This window comes from Streptomyces sp. DvalAA-43, from assembly GCF_900091725.1.
GTDB lineage: Bacteria > Actinomycetota > Actinomycetes > Streptomycetales > Streptomycetaceae > Streptomyces > Streptomyces pulveraceus.
Genome location: NZ_FMBW01000026.1, coordinates 78,869 through 94,167 on the forward strand (window position 1 = coordinate 78,869; position 15,299 = coordinate 94,167).

Annotated in this window: 12 protein-coding genes; 10 read left to right on the top strand and 2 right to left on the bottom strand. The window is 70.9% G+C overall.

The annotated features are described in order from the left end of the window. Positions 1 to 8: 8 nt before the first annotated feature. The gene (locus tag GA0115234_RS05220) at positions 9 to 698 is read right to left on the bottom strand and encodes a maleylpyruvate isomerase family mycothiol-dependent enzyme (protein ID WP_093539657.1); all 690 of its coding nucleotides are present in this window, start codon (positions 696 to 698) and stop codon (positions 9 to 11) included. A gap of 175 nt (positions 699 to 873) precedes the next feature. Between GA0115234_RS05220 and uvrA the strand changes: the two genes are divergently transcribed. Together uvrA and GA0115234_RS05230 are read left to right on the top strand one after the other, a co-directional pair. After that, the gene (uvrA, locus tag GA0115234_RS05225; RefSeq protein WP_093539658.1) at positions 874 to 3,951 is read left to right on the top strand and encodes an excinuclease ABC subunit UvrA; all 3,078 of its coding nucleotides are present in this window, start codon (positions 874 to 876) and stop codon (positions 3,949 to 3,951) included. A 313-nt stretch (positions 3,952 to 4,264) separates the two neighbouring features. Beyond that, positions 4,265 to 4,693: a Rieske (2Fe-2S) protein gene (locus GA0115234_RS05230; protein ID WP_093539659.1), complete on the top strand. Its 429-nt coding sequence runs from the start codon at positions 4,265 to 4,267 to the stop codon at positions 4,691 to 4,693. Positions 4,694 to 4,785: 92 nt separating this feature from the next. Here GA0115234_RS05230 and GA0115234_RS05235 read toward each other — a convergent pair whose 3' ends face one another. Then, the gene (locus GA0115234_RS05235; RefSeq protein WP_093539660.1) at positions 4,786 to 5,712 is read right to left on the bottom strand and encodes a hypothetical protein; all 927 of its coding nucleotides are present in this window, start codon (positions 5,710 to 5,712) and stop codon (positions 4,786 to 4,788) included. 226 nt (positions 5,713 to 5,938) lie between these two features. On the opposite strand from GA0115234_RS05235, the gene GA0115234_RS05240 reads away from it, so the two are divergent. The 8 genes from GA0115234_RS05240 to pgk all read left to right on the top strand — a co-directional run bounded on the left by GA0115234_RS05240 (position 5,939) and on the right by pgk (position 15,298). After that, positions 5,939 to 6,586: a papain-like cysteine protease family protein gene (locus tag GA0115234_RS05240; protein WP_093539661.1), complete on the top strand. Its 648-nt coding sequence runs from the start codon at positions 5,939 to 5,941 to the stop codon at positions 6,584 to 6,586. A 4-nt stretch (positions 6,587 to 6,590) separates the two neighbouring features. Then, positions 6,591 to 7,511: a hypothetical protein gene (locus GA0115234_RS05245; protein WP_237541105.1), complete on the top strand. Its 921-nt coding sequence runs from the start codon at positions 6,591 to 6,593 to the stop codon at positions 7,509 to 7,511. 99 nt (positions 7,512 to 7,610) lie between these two features. Further along, positions 7,611 to 9,674 carry an excinuclease ABC subunit UvrC gene (gene uvrC, locus GA0115234_RS05250; protein WP_093539662.1) on the top strand — a complete coding sequence of 688 codons (2,064 nt, stop codon included), beginning with the start codon at positions 7,611 to 7,613 and terminating at the stop codon, positions 9,672 to 9,674. Next, positions 9,671 to 10,696, top strand: a complete 1,026-nt coding sequence (rapZ, locus tag GA0115234_RS05255; protein WP_093539663.1) for an RNase adapter RapZ — start codon at positions 9,671 to 9,673, stop codon at positions 10,694 to 10,696. Before uvrC ends, rapZ begins: the two co-directional genes overlap by 4 nt. Beyond that, a complete protein-coding gene (gene yvcK, locus GA0115234_RS05260; RefSeq protein ID WP_093539664.1) occupies positions 10,693 to 11,727 on the top strand; it encodes a gluconeogenesis factor YvcK family protein in 1,035 nt (344 codons plus the stop codon). The genes rapZ and yvcK overlap by 4 nt, the downstream gene beginning before the upstream one ends. After that, a complete protein-coding gene (gene whiA / locus GA0115234_RS05265) occupies positions 11,718 to 12,707 on the top strand; it encodes a DNA-binding protein WhiA (RefSeq protein ID WP_093539665.1) in 990 nt (329 codons plus the stop codon). The genes yvcK and whiA overlap by 10 nt, the downstream gene beginning before the upstream one ends. A 260-nt stretch (positions 12,708 to 12,967) precedes the next feature. Further along, positions 12,968 to 13,978: a type I glyceraldehyde-3-phosphate dehydrogenase gene (gap, locus tag GA0115234_RS05270; RefSeq protein WP_093539666.1), complete on the top strand. Its 1,011-nt coding sequence runs from the start codon at positions 12,968 to 12,970 to the stop codon at positions 13,976 to 13,978. 108 nt (positions 13,979 to 14,086) lie between these two features. After that, positions 14,087 to 15,298, top strand: coding sequence for a phosphoglycerate kinase (pgk, locus tag GA0115234_RS05275; RefSeq protein ID WP_093539667.1), 1,212 nt, complete (start codon positions 14,087 to 14,089; stop codon positions 15,296 to 15,298). Position 15,299 lies beyond the last annotated feature (1 nt).

The following is a 15,299-nucleotide window of genomic DNA, read 5'->3' on the forward strand; positions in this document are numbered from 1 at the left end:
GGCTCAGCCTATAGCGGGGGCAGCGCGGGCAGGGGGCCGTTCTCGACGGTCAGCGTCGCCCCGTCCCGCCGCCCGCTGAGCCAGCCGAGCAGCTCGGGGGCCGTGCCGCGCACCGCGACCGGACCGCCCTCCGCGCCGCCGCCCGTCGTCCACACCCGGCCCCGGTCGTCGGACAGCTCCGTGGACACGACATCGGGGTGCCCGCCGAACCGCTCGGCGAGGAAGTCGATCTCCCGCGAGACGAACTCGTCCGACAGGTCCTCCAGCTCGTAGCCGATCCCCAGGTCGACATGGTGCAGCTCGACCTCGACGCGGCGGCGGAAGGGGAGCCGGGAGGCGGAGTCCGTCACACCGTTGCGCAGGGTGACCGTGCGGGACCAGTCGGCCAGAGCCGAGGCGGCGGCCTCGAAGCGGTCCGCGCTCCCGGCCAGGTCGGCCAGCTGTTCGGCCTGCGACCGGGGCGCGCCGCGCTCGATGTCGCGGTCGCGGGTTTCGCTGTCTGCGTACATGGGCCGGCCCTGGAGAACATTTACGAGCGCGTCGGCGTTACGAGAGAGGTGCGCAACGACATGGCCCCGGCTCCAGCCCGGCAGCCGCGACGGCTCGGTGAGTGCGTCGGCGTCCAATTTTCCGGTGGCGCTGAGCAGTCGATCGGTTGCTTCACGTACGGCGTCCAGGTCGCGCGCATGATCAATCATGAGGCTGAGCCTAGCCTCGCCACTCATTCGGGTGAAGGAGTCCGTGGCCGTCCATAAATCGAATGTGCGTGCTATACGCTCGGAGTCGAAAGCTTCGTACATCGCTGTGGCGCCCCCCATACCCTGGGACAGGGGCTCAGTTCCCCCATTTCTCTCCAGAAAGGTGCGGACCGGCGTGGCCGACCGTCTCATCGTCCGTGGCGCTCGCGAGCACAACCTCAAGAACGTCTCGCTCGACCTCCCCCGCGACTCCCTGATCGTCTTCACCGGGCTCTCCGGGTCGGGCAAGTCGTCTCTCGCGTTCGACACGATCTTCGCCGAGGGCCAGCGGCGCTACGTGGAGTCCCTGTCCTCGTACGCCCGCCAGTTCCTCGGTCAGATGGACAAGCCGGACGTCGATTTCATCGAGGGCCTCTCGCCCGCCGTCTCCATCGACCAGAAGTCGACCTCGCGCAACCCGCGCTCGACGGTCGGCACCATCACCGAGGTCTACGACTACCTCCGGCTGCTCTTCGCCCGGATCGGCAAGCCGCACTGCCCGGAGTGCGGCCGGCCCATCTCGCGCCAGTCGCCGCAGGCCATCGTCGACAAGGTGCTCGGCCTGCCCGAGGGCAGCCGCTTCCAGGTGCTCTCGCCGCTGGTGCGCGAGCGCAAGGGAGAGTTCGTCGACCTCTTCGCCGATCTGCAGACCAAGGGCTACAGCAGGGCCCGGGTCGACGGCGAGACCATCCAGCTCTCCGAGCCGCCCAAGCTGAAGAAGCAGGAGAAGCACACCATCGAGGTGGTCATCGACCGTCTCACGGTGAAGGACAGCGCCAAGCGCCGGCTGACCGACTCGGTCGAGACCGCGCTCGGCCTCTCCGGAGGCATGGTCGTGCTCGACTTCGTCGACCTCCCCGAGGACGACCCCGAGCGCGAGCGGATGTACTCCGAGCACCTCTACTGCCCGTACGACGACCTCTCCTTCGAGGAGCTCGAACCGCGCTCCTTCTCCTTCAACTCGCCCTTCGGCGCCTGCCCCGACTGCACGGGCATCGGCACGCGGATGGAGGTCGACCCGGAGCTGATCGTCCCCGACGAGGAGAAGTCGCTCGACGAGGGCGCGATCCACCCCTGGTCGCACGGCCACACCAAGGAATACTTCGGCCGACAGATCGACGCGCTCGCCGACGCCCTCGGATTCCGTACGGACATCCCCTGGGCCGGGCTGCCGCAGCGGGCCAAGAAGGCCCTGCTCCACGGCCACAAGATCCAGACCGAGGTCCGCTACCGCAACCGCTACGGGCGGGAGCGCGCGTACACCACCCCGGCCTTCGAGGGCGCGGTGCAGTTCGTCAAGCGGCGGCACTCGGACGCCGAGAGCGACTCCAGCCGGGAGCGCTTCGAGGGCTATATGCGCGAGGTGCCCTGCCCGGCCTGTGAGGGCACCCGGCTCAAGCCGATCGTCCTCGCGGTGACGGTGATGGAGAAGTCCATCGCCCAGGTCGCCGCGATGTCGATCAGCGAGTGCGCCGACTTCCTCGGCCGGATGAAGCTCAACGCCCGCGACAAGAAGATCGCCGAGCGGGTGCTGAAGGAGGTCAACGAGCGGCTGAAGTTCCTGGTCGACGTCGGCCTCGACTACCTCTCGCTCAACCGCGCGGCCGGCACCCTGTCCGGCGGCGAGGCCCAGCGCATCCGGCTCGCCACCCAGATCGGCTCCGGTCTGGTCGGCGTGCTGTACGTGCTGGACGAGCCGTCCATCGGCCTGCACCAGCGGGACAACCACCGGCTGATCGAGACCCTGGTCCGGCTCCGCGACATGGGTAATACGCTCATCGTCGTCGAGCACGACGAGGACACCATCAAGGTCGCCGACTGGGTCGTCGACATCGGCCCCGGCGCCGGTGAGCACGGCGGCAAGGTGGTCCACTCCGGATCGCTCAAGGAGCTGCTGGCCAACGGAGAGTCGATCACCGGTCAGTATCTGACCGGCAAGAAGTCGATCCCGATGCCCGGCATCCGGCGCCCCGTCGACCCACAGCGCGTGCTCACGGTGCACGGTGCCCGGGAGAACAACCTCCAGGACATCGACGTCTCCTTCCCGCTCGGCCTGCTCACGGCCGTCACGGGCGTCTCGGGTTCAGGGAAGTCGACGCTGGTCAACGACATCCTCTACACACACCTGGCGCGCGAGCTGAACGGCGCCAAGTCGGTGCCCGGCCGGCACACCCGGGTCGACGGCGACGACCTGGTCGACAAGGTGGTGCACGTCGACCAGTCGCCCATCGGCCGCACGCCCCGGTCCAACCCGGCCACGTACACCGGCGTCTTCGACCATGTCCGCAGGCTGTTCGCGGAGACGATGGAGGCGAAGGTGCGCGGCTATCTGCCGGGCCGCTTCTCCTTCAACGTCAAGGGCGGCCGCTGCGAGAACTGCTCCGGCGACGGCACCATCAAGATCGAGATGAACTTCCTGCCGGACGTGTACGTCCCGTGCGAGGTCTGCCACGGAGCGCGCTACAACCGGGAGACCCTGGAGGTCCACTACAAGGGCAAGTCCATCGCCGAGGTGCTGGACATGCCGATCGAGGAGGGCCTGGAGTTCTTCGAGGCCGTTCCGACGATCGCCCGCCACCTCCGTACGCTCAACGAGGTGGGCCTCGGATATGTGCGGCTCGGCCAGTCCGCGCCGACGCTCTCCGGCGGTGAGGCCCAGCGAGTGAAGCTCGCCAGCGAGCTGCAGAAGCGCTCCACCGGCCGCACGGTCTACGTCCTGGACGAGCCGACCACGGGTCTGCACTTCGAGGACATCAGCAAGCTCATCAAGGTCCTCTCCGGGCTGGTCGACAAGGGCAACTCGGTGATCGTCATCGAGCACAACCTCGATGTGATCAAGACCGCGGACTGGGTGATCGACATGGGCCCCGAAGGCGGCAGCGGCGGCGGTCTGGTCATCGCCGAGGGGACGCCGGAGGAGGTCGCCGGGGTTCCGGCCAGCCACACCGGCAAGTTCCTCCAGGGCATCCTGGACCCGGAGCGGGTGAGCGAGGCCGCGGTGCCCGCGGCCCGCAAGCCGGTGCGCAAGACGGCCGCGAAGAAGGCGGTCGCCGCGAAGGCGGCCCCGGCGAGGAAGACGGCGACGGCCAGGACGGGCGCGGGACGGACGACGAAGTCCGCCACCGCCAAGACGGCCGGGACGGGCAAGACCGCCGCGGCGGCCGCGGCGAAGAAGCCCGCGGCGAAGAAGGCGACCCGCGCCCGCAAGGCCTGACACCCTCGCGGCGCGGCGGCTCCCGGATCTCCGGGGGCCGCCGCTCCCGTTCTGCCGCCGCCGATCCGCCGACCAGGAACAAGCCGATCCGTTCACCGGGAACCAGCCGATCCGTCGACCAGGGACGAGCTGATCCGCTGACCAGGGACAACCCGCCTCGGGTGGCCCGCCCGCAGAGCCGTCCGCCGCCGCCGGTATCGTCGGTTCTGTCACCGATGGCACCGATGGGCTCCGATCCCCGCGGTACTCCTGGTACGCGCGGTGCTCCAGCCGAGCCCGGTGCCCATCAGCCCCTCCGACCAGTGGAGACCGCATGTCCGGCCAGCCCGCCGCCCGCCGCACCGTGCTGAAGGGGGCCGCTCTCGTCGGCGCCGCCGGGCTGGGCGTGTCCGCCTGCTCGACCGAATCGAAGCTCGGCCACGCCGAGACGCCGACGCCCACCGCACCCGTCGAGCTCGGCGCGCCGGACGAGGTCCCGGTCGGCGGGTCCAAGCTCTACCGCGACGCGCGGGTCATCGTGAACTGCCCGGCCAAGGGCCAGTACAAGGCGTTCAGCGCCCAGTGCACCCACGCGGGCTGTCTGCTGGACAAGGTCGAGGACAACGTGGGGAAGTGCCCCTGCCACGGCAGCCACTTCGACACCACGACCGGCAAGGCGATGCACGGCCCGGCGACCGCGCCGCTGCCCTCGGTCCCGGTCAGGGTCGAGAGCGGAAAGCTGGTCGCGGGCCCCGACGCCTGACCCGTCCGGCACCGAACGCCGGACACCGGCCGGGACCGAGCATCAGGACACCGGCCGGGGACCGAACCCCCGGCACCGCACGGGGGTTCGGTTCACTCCCAGTCCCAGTCGATGCCGACGAGACCGGGCCGTACCCCCTGTTCGACCAGGTGAGCGGTCCGGTGCCGGCCGGTCAGCGTGAGATCCGTACGGGCGCCGCGCGGCGCCCCCGCCGAGACCTGGGCGAAGCGCCGGCACCGCACCGGCAGCGCGGCCTCGTCGAAGGCCACCTGCAGCACGTACTGCCCACCGCCGAAGCTGAACCCCCGCACGTACTCGCGGCTCGGCCCTCCCGTGCCGTCCGCGAAGCCGTAGCCGAAGAGGTACGTGTCGCCCGCCCGCAACCGGGTGTCGAAGAGCAGCTCGGCGACGAGCACCCCCGTCCCGCGGTCCCAGCGGACCCGCCCGGTCCGGCAGTTCTCCCCGGCGGTCACCGCCACCCGCTCCGGATCGCAGCCCGGATCGCCCCGGTGGACGGCGAGGTAGCGGTCGATGTCGTCCCGGTGGGCACGCACCACATGCTGCGACTCGCGCTGCCGCAGCTCACGCCCCGGACCGATCCGCACCCGCTCGTGGTGCCCCACCGTGTGCAGGCCGCCGTCCACCGGTGCCCCCATGGCCGTGAGCAGCCGTTCCACGGTGCCGGACGACTCCAGCAGGGAACGGTACGAACGCGCCGCCGGACGGCCGGTCTCCGGGCGCACGCCCTCCGTCCCCAGCAACCGGAGCAGCGAGTTCTCCGGCAGCCCCAGCACCTCCTCCAGCGCCTTCACCGCCCGCAGGGACTCGGCACGCTGTGGGCGCCTGGCCCCCTGCTGCCAGTAACTCAGGCTCGTCACCCCGACCTTGACCCCACGGTGCGCGAGATGGTGCTGCACCCGCTGGAGCGGCAGCCCCCGCACCGAGAGCGCGGTGCGCAGGGCCAGATGGAACGGGCCGGTGTGCAGCACCTGCGCCAGTTCGGCCTCGGTGTGCTGCATGAGTCCTCCAGGTGAACGTTCACGACGCGGCCTGGGAGGACCACGCCGGTGGGGGCGGTGCCGCAGGTGGCCGGGGGAGGGCCGTTCACGTGTCCGCCACGCCGTTCACACCGCGATGTTCCCCCGCATTGAAGCGTGTTGACCCGCCCCGGACAACGGTTGATGCTCCTCGGACAGCGTCCGGACGCGCTCCCCCGATCCCACACCCCCGCCTCGGAGGAACGTCATGCGTAACCGAAGAATCCGCAAGGGACGGCTCCCGGCCACCGCCGCCCTGGCCGCCGTACTCCTCGCCGTGCCGATGGCGACCGCCTCGGCGGCCCCGGCACCCGCCACCGGCGTCTCCGTCGCACGGACCCCCGCCCCGGCCTCCCCGGCCGGCCCTGCCGTCGCCGCCACACAGCGGCTGAACATCACCATGCAGGCCCAGCAGAAGACCAACTGGTGCTGGGCGGCGTCCGGCAACACCATCGCCACCTGGTTCGGCCGGAACTACTCGCAGAACCAGTTCTGCAACGCCGCCTTCGGCCGTGCGCAGGGCTACGACTGCCCCAACTCACAGGCCTCGCTCGGCAATGTCCAGGACGGTCTGTACTGGGCCGGGATCAACCCCGGTTCCTACGTCACCGGCTGGCTGCGCTACCCCACCGTCCAGGCCGAGATCGCCGCGGGCCGCCCCGTCGAGACCCGGATCCAGTGGTCGTCGGGCGGCGGCCACATGCATGTCCTGTACGGGTACGACGACGCGAACAGCTGGGTCTACTGGGGCGATCCCTGGCCCTCCAGCAACCGCTACAACTGGGCCTCGCACGCCTGGTACGTGAACAACAACGAGTTCTCCTGGACCCACTCCCTCTACCGGATCGGGGCGTGACGGGATGAGCCACGAGACCGCACGCACCGCACGCCTCATACGGTCCGCACACGCCGCACGGCCCCCGCGGGCCGCCCGGTCCGCGGCCGCCGCCCTGGCCGCCACCGGCGCTCTGGCCGGCGCCGCCCTGTTCACCGTCGCGGCCCCCGGAGCGGCCGCCGCCACCGGACCCACCGCCGGACCGGCCGCCCTGGCCGCCGCCCGGCAGGCCGCCACCGACCCCGCGACCCTGGACACCCTGGCCCGTTTCTTCTCCCGCGAGGGCACGATCGCCAGGTCGGCGGCCGCACCACGCATCGAGGGCGCCGCCGTCCCCGTGCACAGCCTCGATCCGGACTTCGTGGCCGGGAAGCCGGGGGCGCCCGTCGCGCGGCTGGACTACCTCGCCACCACGGCCGTCTCCTCGGACGGCCAGAAGGCGTCCCTGTGGACCCTTCCGAAGGAAGGGAAGGAGGGCGGCTGGCAGGTGGTGAACATCGCCACCGGCGACGACGAGACGCGGTACGCCGCCGCCGGCGCCCGGAAGCTGCCCGGCGGGACGGTGTTCCGTGAGCCACAGGTGGACGCCTGGTTCGTCCAGAAGGGGACCCGGGTGCTCCCGCTGGACCAGGACGCGGTCCGCGCGGTCGGCGCCCGCGGCACCACGCTGGCCGCCTACCGCGCCCGGGTGCGCGCCGCCTATGGCGACAAGCTCCCCGGATCCGGATACGCCCGCTCCGGCAAGGCGGGCGGTTACGCCCCGTCCACCGCCCCGGAGCCCGGCGGCCGGGAGCACGGCGCGGTCGCCGCGAGTACGGCGTCCGGCCCCGCGCTGACCGCCACCTCGACCGCCGCCGGAGCGGGCGCCCTCCTCGTGCTCGCCCTCGGCGGCCTCACCGCCCTGCGCAACCGCCGTCGCCGTCGGGAGGGCACGGCCGGCCACTGACACCGTGCTCCGGGGCGCGCTCCCGCGATCCGCGCCCCGGAGCACGGCACCACGTCCGGACCGGCCGTACTGTCACTGCCCGCAAGTAGGGTGGGACACATGGCAGACCCCTCCAGCTACCGCCCCAAGCCGGGACAGATCCCCGACTCCCCGGGGGTCTACAAGTTCCGCGACGAACACCGCCGGGTGATCTACGTCGGCAAGGCCAAGAACCTGCGCCAGCGCCTGGCCAACTACTTCCAGGACCTGGCCGCGCTCCACCCGCGTACGCGCACGATGGTCACCACGGCCGCCTCGGTGGAATGGACGGTCGTCTCCACGGAGGTCGAAGCCCTCCAGCTGGAGTACTCCTGGATCAAGGAGTTCGACCCGCGGTTCAACGTCAAGTACCGCGACGACAAGAGCTATCCGTATCTCGCGGTCACGCTCGACGAGGAGTTCCCGCGCGTCCAGGTCATGCGAGGTGCCAAGAAGAAGGGCGTGCGCTACTTCGGCCCGTACGGGCACGCCTGGGCGATCCGCGAGACCGTCGACCTGATGCTCCGGGTCTTCCCGGTACGTACGTGCTCCGCCGGGGTCTTCAGGAACGCCGCCCGGACCGGCCGCCCGTGCCTCCTCGGCTACATCGGCAAGTGCTCGGCCCCCTGCGTCGGCCGCGTCACCCCCGAGGAACACCGCGAACTGGCCGACGACTTCTGCGACTTCATGGCCGGCCGCACCGGTACGTACATCCGCCGCCTGGAGAAGGACATGATGGCGGCCGCCGAGGAGATGGAGTACGAGCGGGCGGCCCGGCTCCGCGACGACGTGGAGGCCCTCAAGCGGGCCATGGAGAAGAGCGCCGTCGTGCTCGCCGACGCCACCGACGCCGACCTGATCGCGGTCGCCGAGGACGAGCTCGAAGCCGCCGTCCAGATCTTCCACGTCCGCGGCGGCCGGGTCCGCGGCCAGCGCGGCTGGGTCACCGACAAGGTCGAGAACGTCGACACCTCGGGCCTGGTCGAGCACGCCCTCCAGCAGCTCTACGGCGAGGAGACGGGCGACTCCGTCCCCAAGGAGGTCCTCGTCCCGGCCCTGCCCGAGGACCCGGACGCGGTCTCCCAGTGGCTCGCCGGCCGCCGGGGCTCCCAGGTCAGCCTGCGCATCCCGCAGCGCGGCGACAAGAAGGACCTGATGGCTACGGTCCAGCGCAACGCCCAGCAGGCCCTCGGGCTGCACAAGACCAAGCGCGCCTCCGACCTCACCACCCGCTCCCGCGCCCTGGAGGAGATCGCCGAGGCGCTCGGCCTCGACACCGCCCCGCTGCGCATCGAGTGCTTCGACATCTCGCACCTCCAGGGCGACGACGTGGTCGCCTCCATGGTCGTCTTCGAGGACGGTCTCGCCCGCAAGAGCGAGTACCGCCGCTTCCAGATCAAGGGCTTCGAGGGCCAGGACGACGTCCGGTCCATGCACGAGGTGATCGGCCGCCGCTTCAAGCGGTACCTCCAGGAGAAGGAGCGGACGGGGGAGTGGGAGGAGACCCCCGCGCCGAGCGGACCGGTCCCGGCGCCCGGTGCGGACACCACCGCCCCCGACACCACCGCCGCCCCCGACACCGCCTCCGAGCCGGACGTCGAGCCCCGTGAGGACGACGGGCGGCCCAAGCGGTTCGCCTATCCGCCGCAGCTGGTCGTGGTCGACGGCGGCCAGCCGCAGGTCGCCGCGGCCAAGCGGGCCCTCGACGAGCTGGGCATCGACGACATCGCCGTCTGCGGCCTCGCCAAGCGCCTGGAAGAGGTCTGGCTGCCCGAGGACGACGACCCCGTCGTCCTGCCCCGCTCCAGCGAGGGCCTCTATCTCCTCCAGCGCGTCCGTGACGAGGCCCACCGCTTCGCGATCACGTACCAGCGCGCCAAGCGGGCCAAACGCATCCGTTCCAGCCCCCTGGACGCCGTCGCCGGTCTCGGCGAAACCCGGAAACAGGCGTTGATCAAGCATTTCGGCTCCGTGAAGAAGCTGAAGCAGGCGACAATCGACGAGATCTGCGAGGTTCCGGGAATAGGCCGCAGGACGGCGGAATCAGTGGCCGTCGCCCTCGCCTCGACCGCCCCGGCCGCGCCCGCCGTGAACACGGCGACAGGAGAGATCATTGAAGAGAACGACGGGGGCAGCACGACATGACCGAGCGTGAGAACGCGCACGAAGCCGAGCGCGAGCAAAAGGCCGAGCGCGAGCAAGAAGTCGAGCGCGAGCAAGAAGTCGAGCACGACGGCACCGACCGAGCAGACGGAGCAGGACACGTGAGTACGGGCACCACCATCGAGACGAGCGACGGGAACGCGACCATTCCCGAGCTGGTGATCATCTCGGGGATGTCGGGCGCCGGCCGCAGCACGGCCGCAAAGTGCCTGGAGGACCTCGGCTGGTTCGTCGTCGACAACCTCCCGCCCGCCCTTATCCCCACCATGGTCGAGCTCGGCGCCCGCTCGCAGGGCAACGTGGCGCGGATCGCCGTCGTCGTCGACGTCCGGGGGCGCCGCTTCTTCGACAATCTCCGCGACTCCCTCGCCGACCTGGAGTCCAAGCACGTCACCCGGCGGATCGTCTTCCTGGAGTCCTCCGACGACGCCCTCGTCCGCCGCTTCGAATCGGTCCGCCGCCCGCACCCCCTCCAGGGCGACGGCCGGATCGTCGACGGCATCGCCGCCGAACGCGACCTGCTGCGCGAGCTGCGCGGCGACGCCGACCTGGTGATCGACACCTCCAGCCTCAACGTGCACGAGCTGCGCGCCAAGATGGACGCCCAGTTCGCCGGCGACGAGGAGCCGGAGCTCCGCGCCACGGTGATGTCGTTCGGCTTCAAGTACGGCCTGCCGGTCGACGCCGACCTGGTGGTCGACTGCCGCTTCCTGCCCAACCCGCACTGGGTCCCCGAGCTCCGCCCGTTCACCGGGCTCAACGAGGAGGTCTCCGCCTACGTCTTCGACCAGCCCGGCGCCAAGGAGTTCCTCAACCAGTACACGGAACTGCTCCAGCTCATCGCCGCCGGGTACCGCCGCGAGGGCAAGCGCTACGTGACGATCGCCGTCGGCTGCACCGGCGGCAAGCACCGTTCGGTCGCCATGTCCGAGAAGCTGGCGGCCCGGCTCGCGACCGAAGGCATCGAGACCGTCCTCGTCCACCGGGACATGGGGCGCGAGTGACCAGCCGCAACCTGCGCCTGCGGCGGCTGCGCAGGGCCGCCTCCGCGCTGTCCGGCCGCAAGCGCGGCGCACAGCCCAAGGTCGTCGCCCTCGGCGGCGGCATGGGCCTGTCCGCGTCGCTCACGTCGCTCCGCCGGATCACCGGCGATCTCACCGCCGTGGTCACCGTCGCCGACGACGGCGGCTCCAGCGGCCGGCTCCGCGAGGAGCTCGGCGTCCTGCCGCCCGGCGACCTGCGCAAGGCGCTCGCCGCCCTGTGCGGCGACGACGACTGGGGCCAGACCTGGGCCCGGGTGATCCAGCACCGCTTCCAGTCCAAGGGCGACCTGCACGAGCACGCGGTCGGCAATCTGCTGATCGTCGCCCTCTGGGAGCAGCTCGGCGACCATGTCCAGGCTCTCGACCTGGTCGGCAGCCTCCTCGGGGCGCAGGGCCGGGTGCTGCCCATGTCCGCCGTGCCGCTGGAGCTCCAGGCGCTCGTCCGGGGACACGACCCGGCCCGTCCGGACGACGTGGACACCGTGCGCGGACAGGCCACCGTGGCGCTCACCCCCGGCGAGGTGCAGTCCGTCCACCTCGTCCCGCACGACCCGCCGGCCGTCCCCGAGGCCGTCGCCGCGGTCCTCGACGCGGACTGGGTGGTGCTCGGCCCGGGGTCCTGGTTCTCCTCCGTGATCCCGCACCTGCTCGTCCCCGAACTGCTCGACGCGCTCGTCGAGACCAAGGCCCGCAAGGTCCTCTCGCTCAACCTCGCACCGCAACCCGGTGAAACTGATGGCTTCTCCCCGCAGCGTCATTTGGAGGTTTTGGGACGACACGCCCCTAAACTCGCCCTGGACGTGGTGTTGGCCGACGAAGCCGCTGTGCCCGATCGTGAGTCCCTCGCCGATGCCGCCAAACGGCTCGGCGCCGCGGTCGAGCTGGCGCCGGTGGCCTCACCCGACGGCGTTCCGATTCACGACCCGGAGCTGTTGGCCGCCGCGTACGACCGTATTTTTCGGATGCATGGAAGGATCGGCCCATGGCGATGACGCCGGCGGTGAAGGACGAAATCTCTCGGCTTCCCGTGACCCGGACCTGCTGCAGGAAGGCAGAAGTTTCGGCGATTCTTCGGTTCGCGGGTGGGCTGCACCTGGTGAGCGGCCGGATCGTGATCGAGGCGGAACTGGACACCTCGATGGCGGCACGCCGGCTCAAGCGGGACATCCTGGAGATCTTCGGGCACAGCTCGGAGCTCATCGTGATGGCGCCCGGCGGGCTGCGCCGCGGCTCCCGCTACGTCGTACGGGTGGTGGCGGGCGGCGACCAGCTGGCCCGGCAGACCGGTCTCGTGGACGGCCGCGGCCGCCCCATCCGCGGACTGCCCCCGCAGGTGGTCTCGGGGGCCACCTGCGATGCCGAGGCCGCCTGGCGCGGGGCCTTCCTCGCCCATGGCTCGCTCACCGAGCCGGGCCGCTCCTCCTCGCTGGAGGTGACCTGCCCCGGCCCGGAGGCGGCGCTCGCCCTGGTCGGCGCCGCGCGCCGGCTCTCCATCGCGGCCAAGGCCCGTGAGGTGCGCGGGGTGGACCGGGTCGTCGTCCGCGACGGCGACGCGATCGGCGCCCTGCTCACCCGGCTCGGCGCCCACGATTCGGTGCTGGCCTGGGAGGAACGGCGGATGCGCCGCGAGGTCCGCGCCACCGCCAACCGTCTGGCCAACTTCGACGACGCCAACCTGCGCCGTTCCGCGCGGGCCGCGGTCGCCGCGGGCGCCCGGGTGGGGCGCGCGCTGGAGATCCTGGGCGAGGAGGTGCCCGAGCACCTCGCGGCGGCCGGCCGGCTGCGCATGGAGCACAAGCAGGCGTCCCTGGAGGAGCTGGGCGCGCTCGCCGACCCGCCGCTGACCAAGGACGCGGTCGCCGGCCGGATCCGCCGGCTGCTGGCGATGGCCGACAAGCGGGCCCAGGACCTGGGTATCCCGGGCACCGAATCCACCCTCAGCGAGGAGCTCGCCGACGGCCTGGTGGGCTGAGCCCCGACGGCGGTGATTCCGGCCGGATCCGGGACGCGCGGAGCCTCCCGGGGTGTTGACGCTGCGTAATGGCGGCTGCGTGTGCGGCCGAGCGTTCGAAGGCCCGTACTCCTACCGAGGAGTACGGGCCTCGGCGGTTCTTACGGCCCCGCTCGATGTCACCCCGGGCCCCTCGGAGAGGTAGGGTCGGAGGCGGTCGGGGACATCTCATACAACTCGCCGGGGTGAAAGCCCCGCGTACCTAACGAGGAGATCGGTTCGTGACGATCCGCGTAGGCATCAACGGCTTTGGCCGCATCGGTCGTAACTACTTCCGCGCGCTGCTGGAGCAGGGTGCGGACATCGAGATCGTGGCTGTCAACGACCTGGGTGACACCGCGACCACGGCCCACCTGCTGAAGTACGACACCATTCTGGGTCGTCTGAAGGCAGAGGTCAGCCACACCGCCGACACCATCACCGTCGATGGTCACACGATCAAGGTGCTCTCCGAGCGCAACCCGGCCGACATCCCCTGGGGTGAGCTGGGCGTCGACATCGTCATCGAGTCGACCGGCATCTTCACGAAGAAGGCCGACGCCGAGAAGCACATCGCCGGCGGCGCCAAGAAGGTCCTCATCTCGGCTCCGGCCAAGGGCGAGGACATCACCATCGTGATGGGCGTCAACCAGGACAAGTACGACGCGGCCAACCACCACGTCATCTCCAACGCCTCCTGCACGACCAACTGCGTCGCGCCGATGGCCAAGGTTCTCGACGAGAACTTCGGCATCGTCAAGGGCCTGATGACGACGGTCCACGCGTACACGAACGACCAGCGCATCCTGGACTTCCCGCACTCGGACCTGCGTCGCGCCCGCGCCGCCGCCGAGAACATCATCCCGACCACCACCGGTGCCGCCAAGGCCACCGCCCTGGTGCTCCCGCAGCTCAAGGGCAAGCTGGACGGCATCGCCATGCGCGTCCCGGTCCCGACCGGCTCGGCCACCGACCTGGTCGTGGAGCTGCAGCGCGAGGTCACCAAGGACGAGGTCAACGCCGCGTTCAAGAAGGCCGCCGACGACGGCGACCTCAAGGGCATCCTGTACTACACCGAGGACCAGATCGTGTCCTCGGACATCGTCGGTGACCCGGCGTCCTGCACCTTCGACTCCTCGCTGACCATGGTTCAGGAGGGCAAGTCGGTGAAGATCCTCGGCTGGTACGACAACGAGTGGGGTTACTCCAACCGCCTCGTCGACCTGACCGTCTTCGTCGGCAACCAGCTCTGACCGTCGAACCGGCAGGCACCTCGATGTGAGCACGGGGCTCGAACAGCGCAACGACGCGCCGTTCGGGCCCCGTCGCACGCTCTCCCGCCCTCCAAGGAGTCCAGCAAGATGAAGACGATCGACGAACTGATCGCCGAAGGGGTCACCGGCAAGCGCGTATTCGTCCGCGCCGACCTCAACGTGCCGCTGAGCGGCACCACCATCACCGACGACGGCCGTATCCGTGCCGTCCAGCCGACCGTGGAGAAGCTCGTCGCGGCCGGCGCGCGGGTCGTCGTCGCCTCGCACCTGGGCCGCCCCAAGGGCGCCCCGGACCCGGCCTTCTCGCTGGCGCCCGCCGCCGCCCGCCTCGGTGAACTCATCGGCGCCGACGTGGCCTTCGCGACCGACACGGTCGGCGAGTCCGCCCGCGCCACGGTCGCCGCGCTGGGGAACGGCGAGGTCGCCGTCATCGAGAACCTCCGTTTCAACCCCGGTGAGACGTCCAAGGACGACGCCGAGCGCGGCGCGTTCGCCGACCAGCTCGCCGAGCTCGCCGACCTGTACGTGGGCGACGGCTTCGGAGCCGTGCACCGCAAGCACGCCTCGGTCTTCGACCTCCCGGCCCGGCTGCCGCACGCCGCCGGTGACCTGATCGCCACCGAGGTCGGCGTCCTGAAGAAGCTCACCGAGAACGTCGCGCGTCCGTACGCCGTGGTGCTCGGCGGCTCCAAGGTCTCCGACAAGCTCGGCGTCATCGACCACCTCCTGGAGCGCGCCGACCGCATCCTGATCGGTGGCGGCATGGCGTACACCTTCCTCAAGGCCCAGGGCCACGAGGTCGGCAGCTCCCTCCTCCAGGAGGACCAGATCCCGGCGGTGCTGGAGTACCTCAGGCGCGCCGAGGACAAGGGCGTGGAGTTCGTGCTCCCCGTCGACGTCGTGGTCTCCGAGCAGTTCCCGGACCTCAAGGCCAAGGCCCCGACCGAGCACCGCACGGTGCCCGCGGACGCCATGCCGGCCGGGTTCATCGGCCTGGACAACGGCCCCGAGACCAACAAGCTGTACGCATCGAAGCTCGCCGACGCGGCCACCGTCTTCTGGAACGGCCCGATGGGCGTCTTCGAGCACCCCGACTACGCCGAGGGCACCCGGGCCGTCGCCCAGGCCCTCGTCGACTCCTCGGGCTTCAGTGTCGTCGGCGGTGGCGACTCCGCCGCGGCCGTCCGCACCCTGGGCTTCGACGAGAATGCTTTCGGACACATCTCGACCGGTGGCGGTGCCAGCCTCGAATACCTCGAGGGCAAGACGCTTCCCGGCCTCGCCGCACTGGAGGACTGAC

Excerpts from the sequence above, each read along its gene's own strand:
- GA0115234_RS05220 (WP_093539657.1), bottom strand. The coding sequence starts at position 698 with ATGATTGATCATGCGCGCGACCTGGACGCCGTACGTGAAGCAACCGAT.
- uvrC (WP_093539662.1), top strand. The coding sequence starts at position 7,611 with ATGGCAGACCCCTCCAGCTACCGCCCCAAGCCGGGACAGATCCCCGAC.
- GA0115234_RS05230 (WP_093539659.1), top strand. The coding sequence starts at position 4,265 with ATGTCCGGCCAGCCCGCCGCCCGCCGCACCGTGCTGAAGGGGGCCGCT.
- GA0115234_RS05235 (WP_093539660.1), bottom strand. The coding sequence starts at position 5,712 with ATGCAGCACACCGAGGCCGAACTGGCGCAGGTGCTGCACACCGGCCCG.
- GA0115234_RS05240 (WP_093539661.1), top strand. The coding sequence starts at position 5,939 with ATGCGTAACCGAAGAATCCGCAAGGGACGGCTCCCGGCCACCGCCGCC.
- whiA (WP_093539665.1), top strand. The coding sequence starts at position 11,718 with ATGGCGATGACGCCGGCGGTGAAGGACGAAATCTCTCGGCTTCCCGTG.
- GA0115234_RS05245 (WP_237541105.1), top strand. The coding sequence starts at position 6,591 with ATGAGCCACGAGACCGCACGCACCGCACGCCTCATACGGTCCGCACAC.
- pgk (WP_093539667.1), top strand. The coding sequence starts at position 14,087 with ATGAAGACGATCGACGAACTGATCGCCGAAGGGGTCACCGGCAAGCGC.
- rapZ (WP_093539663.1), top strand. The coding sequence starts at position 9,671 with ATGACCGAGCGTGAGAACGCGCACGAAGCCGAGCGCGAGCAAAAGGCC.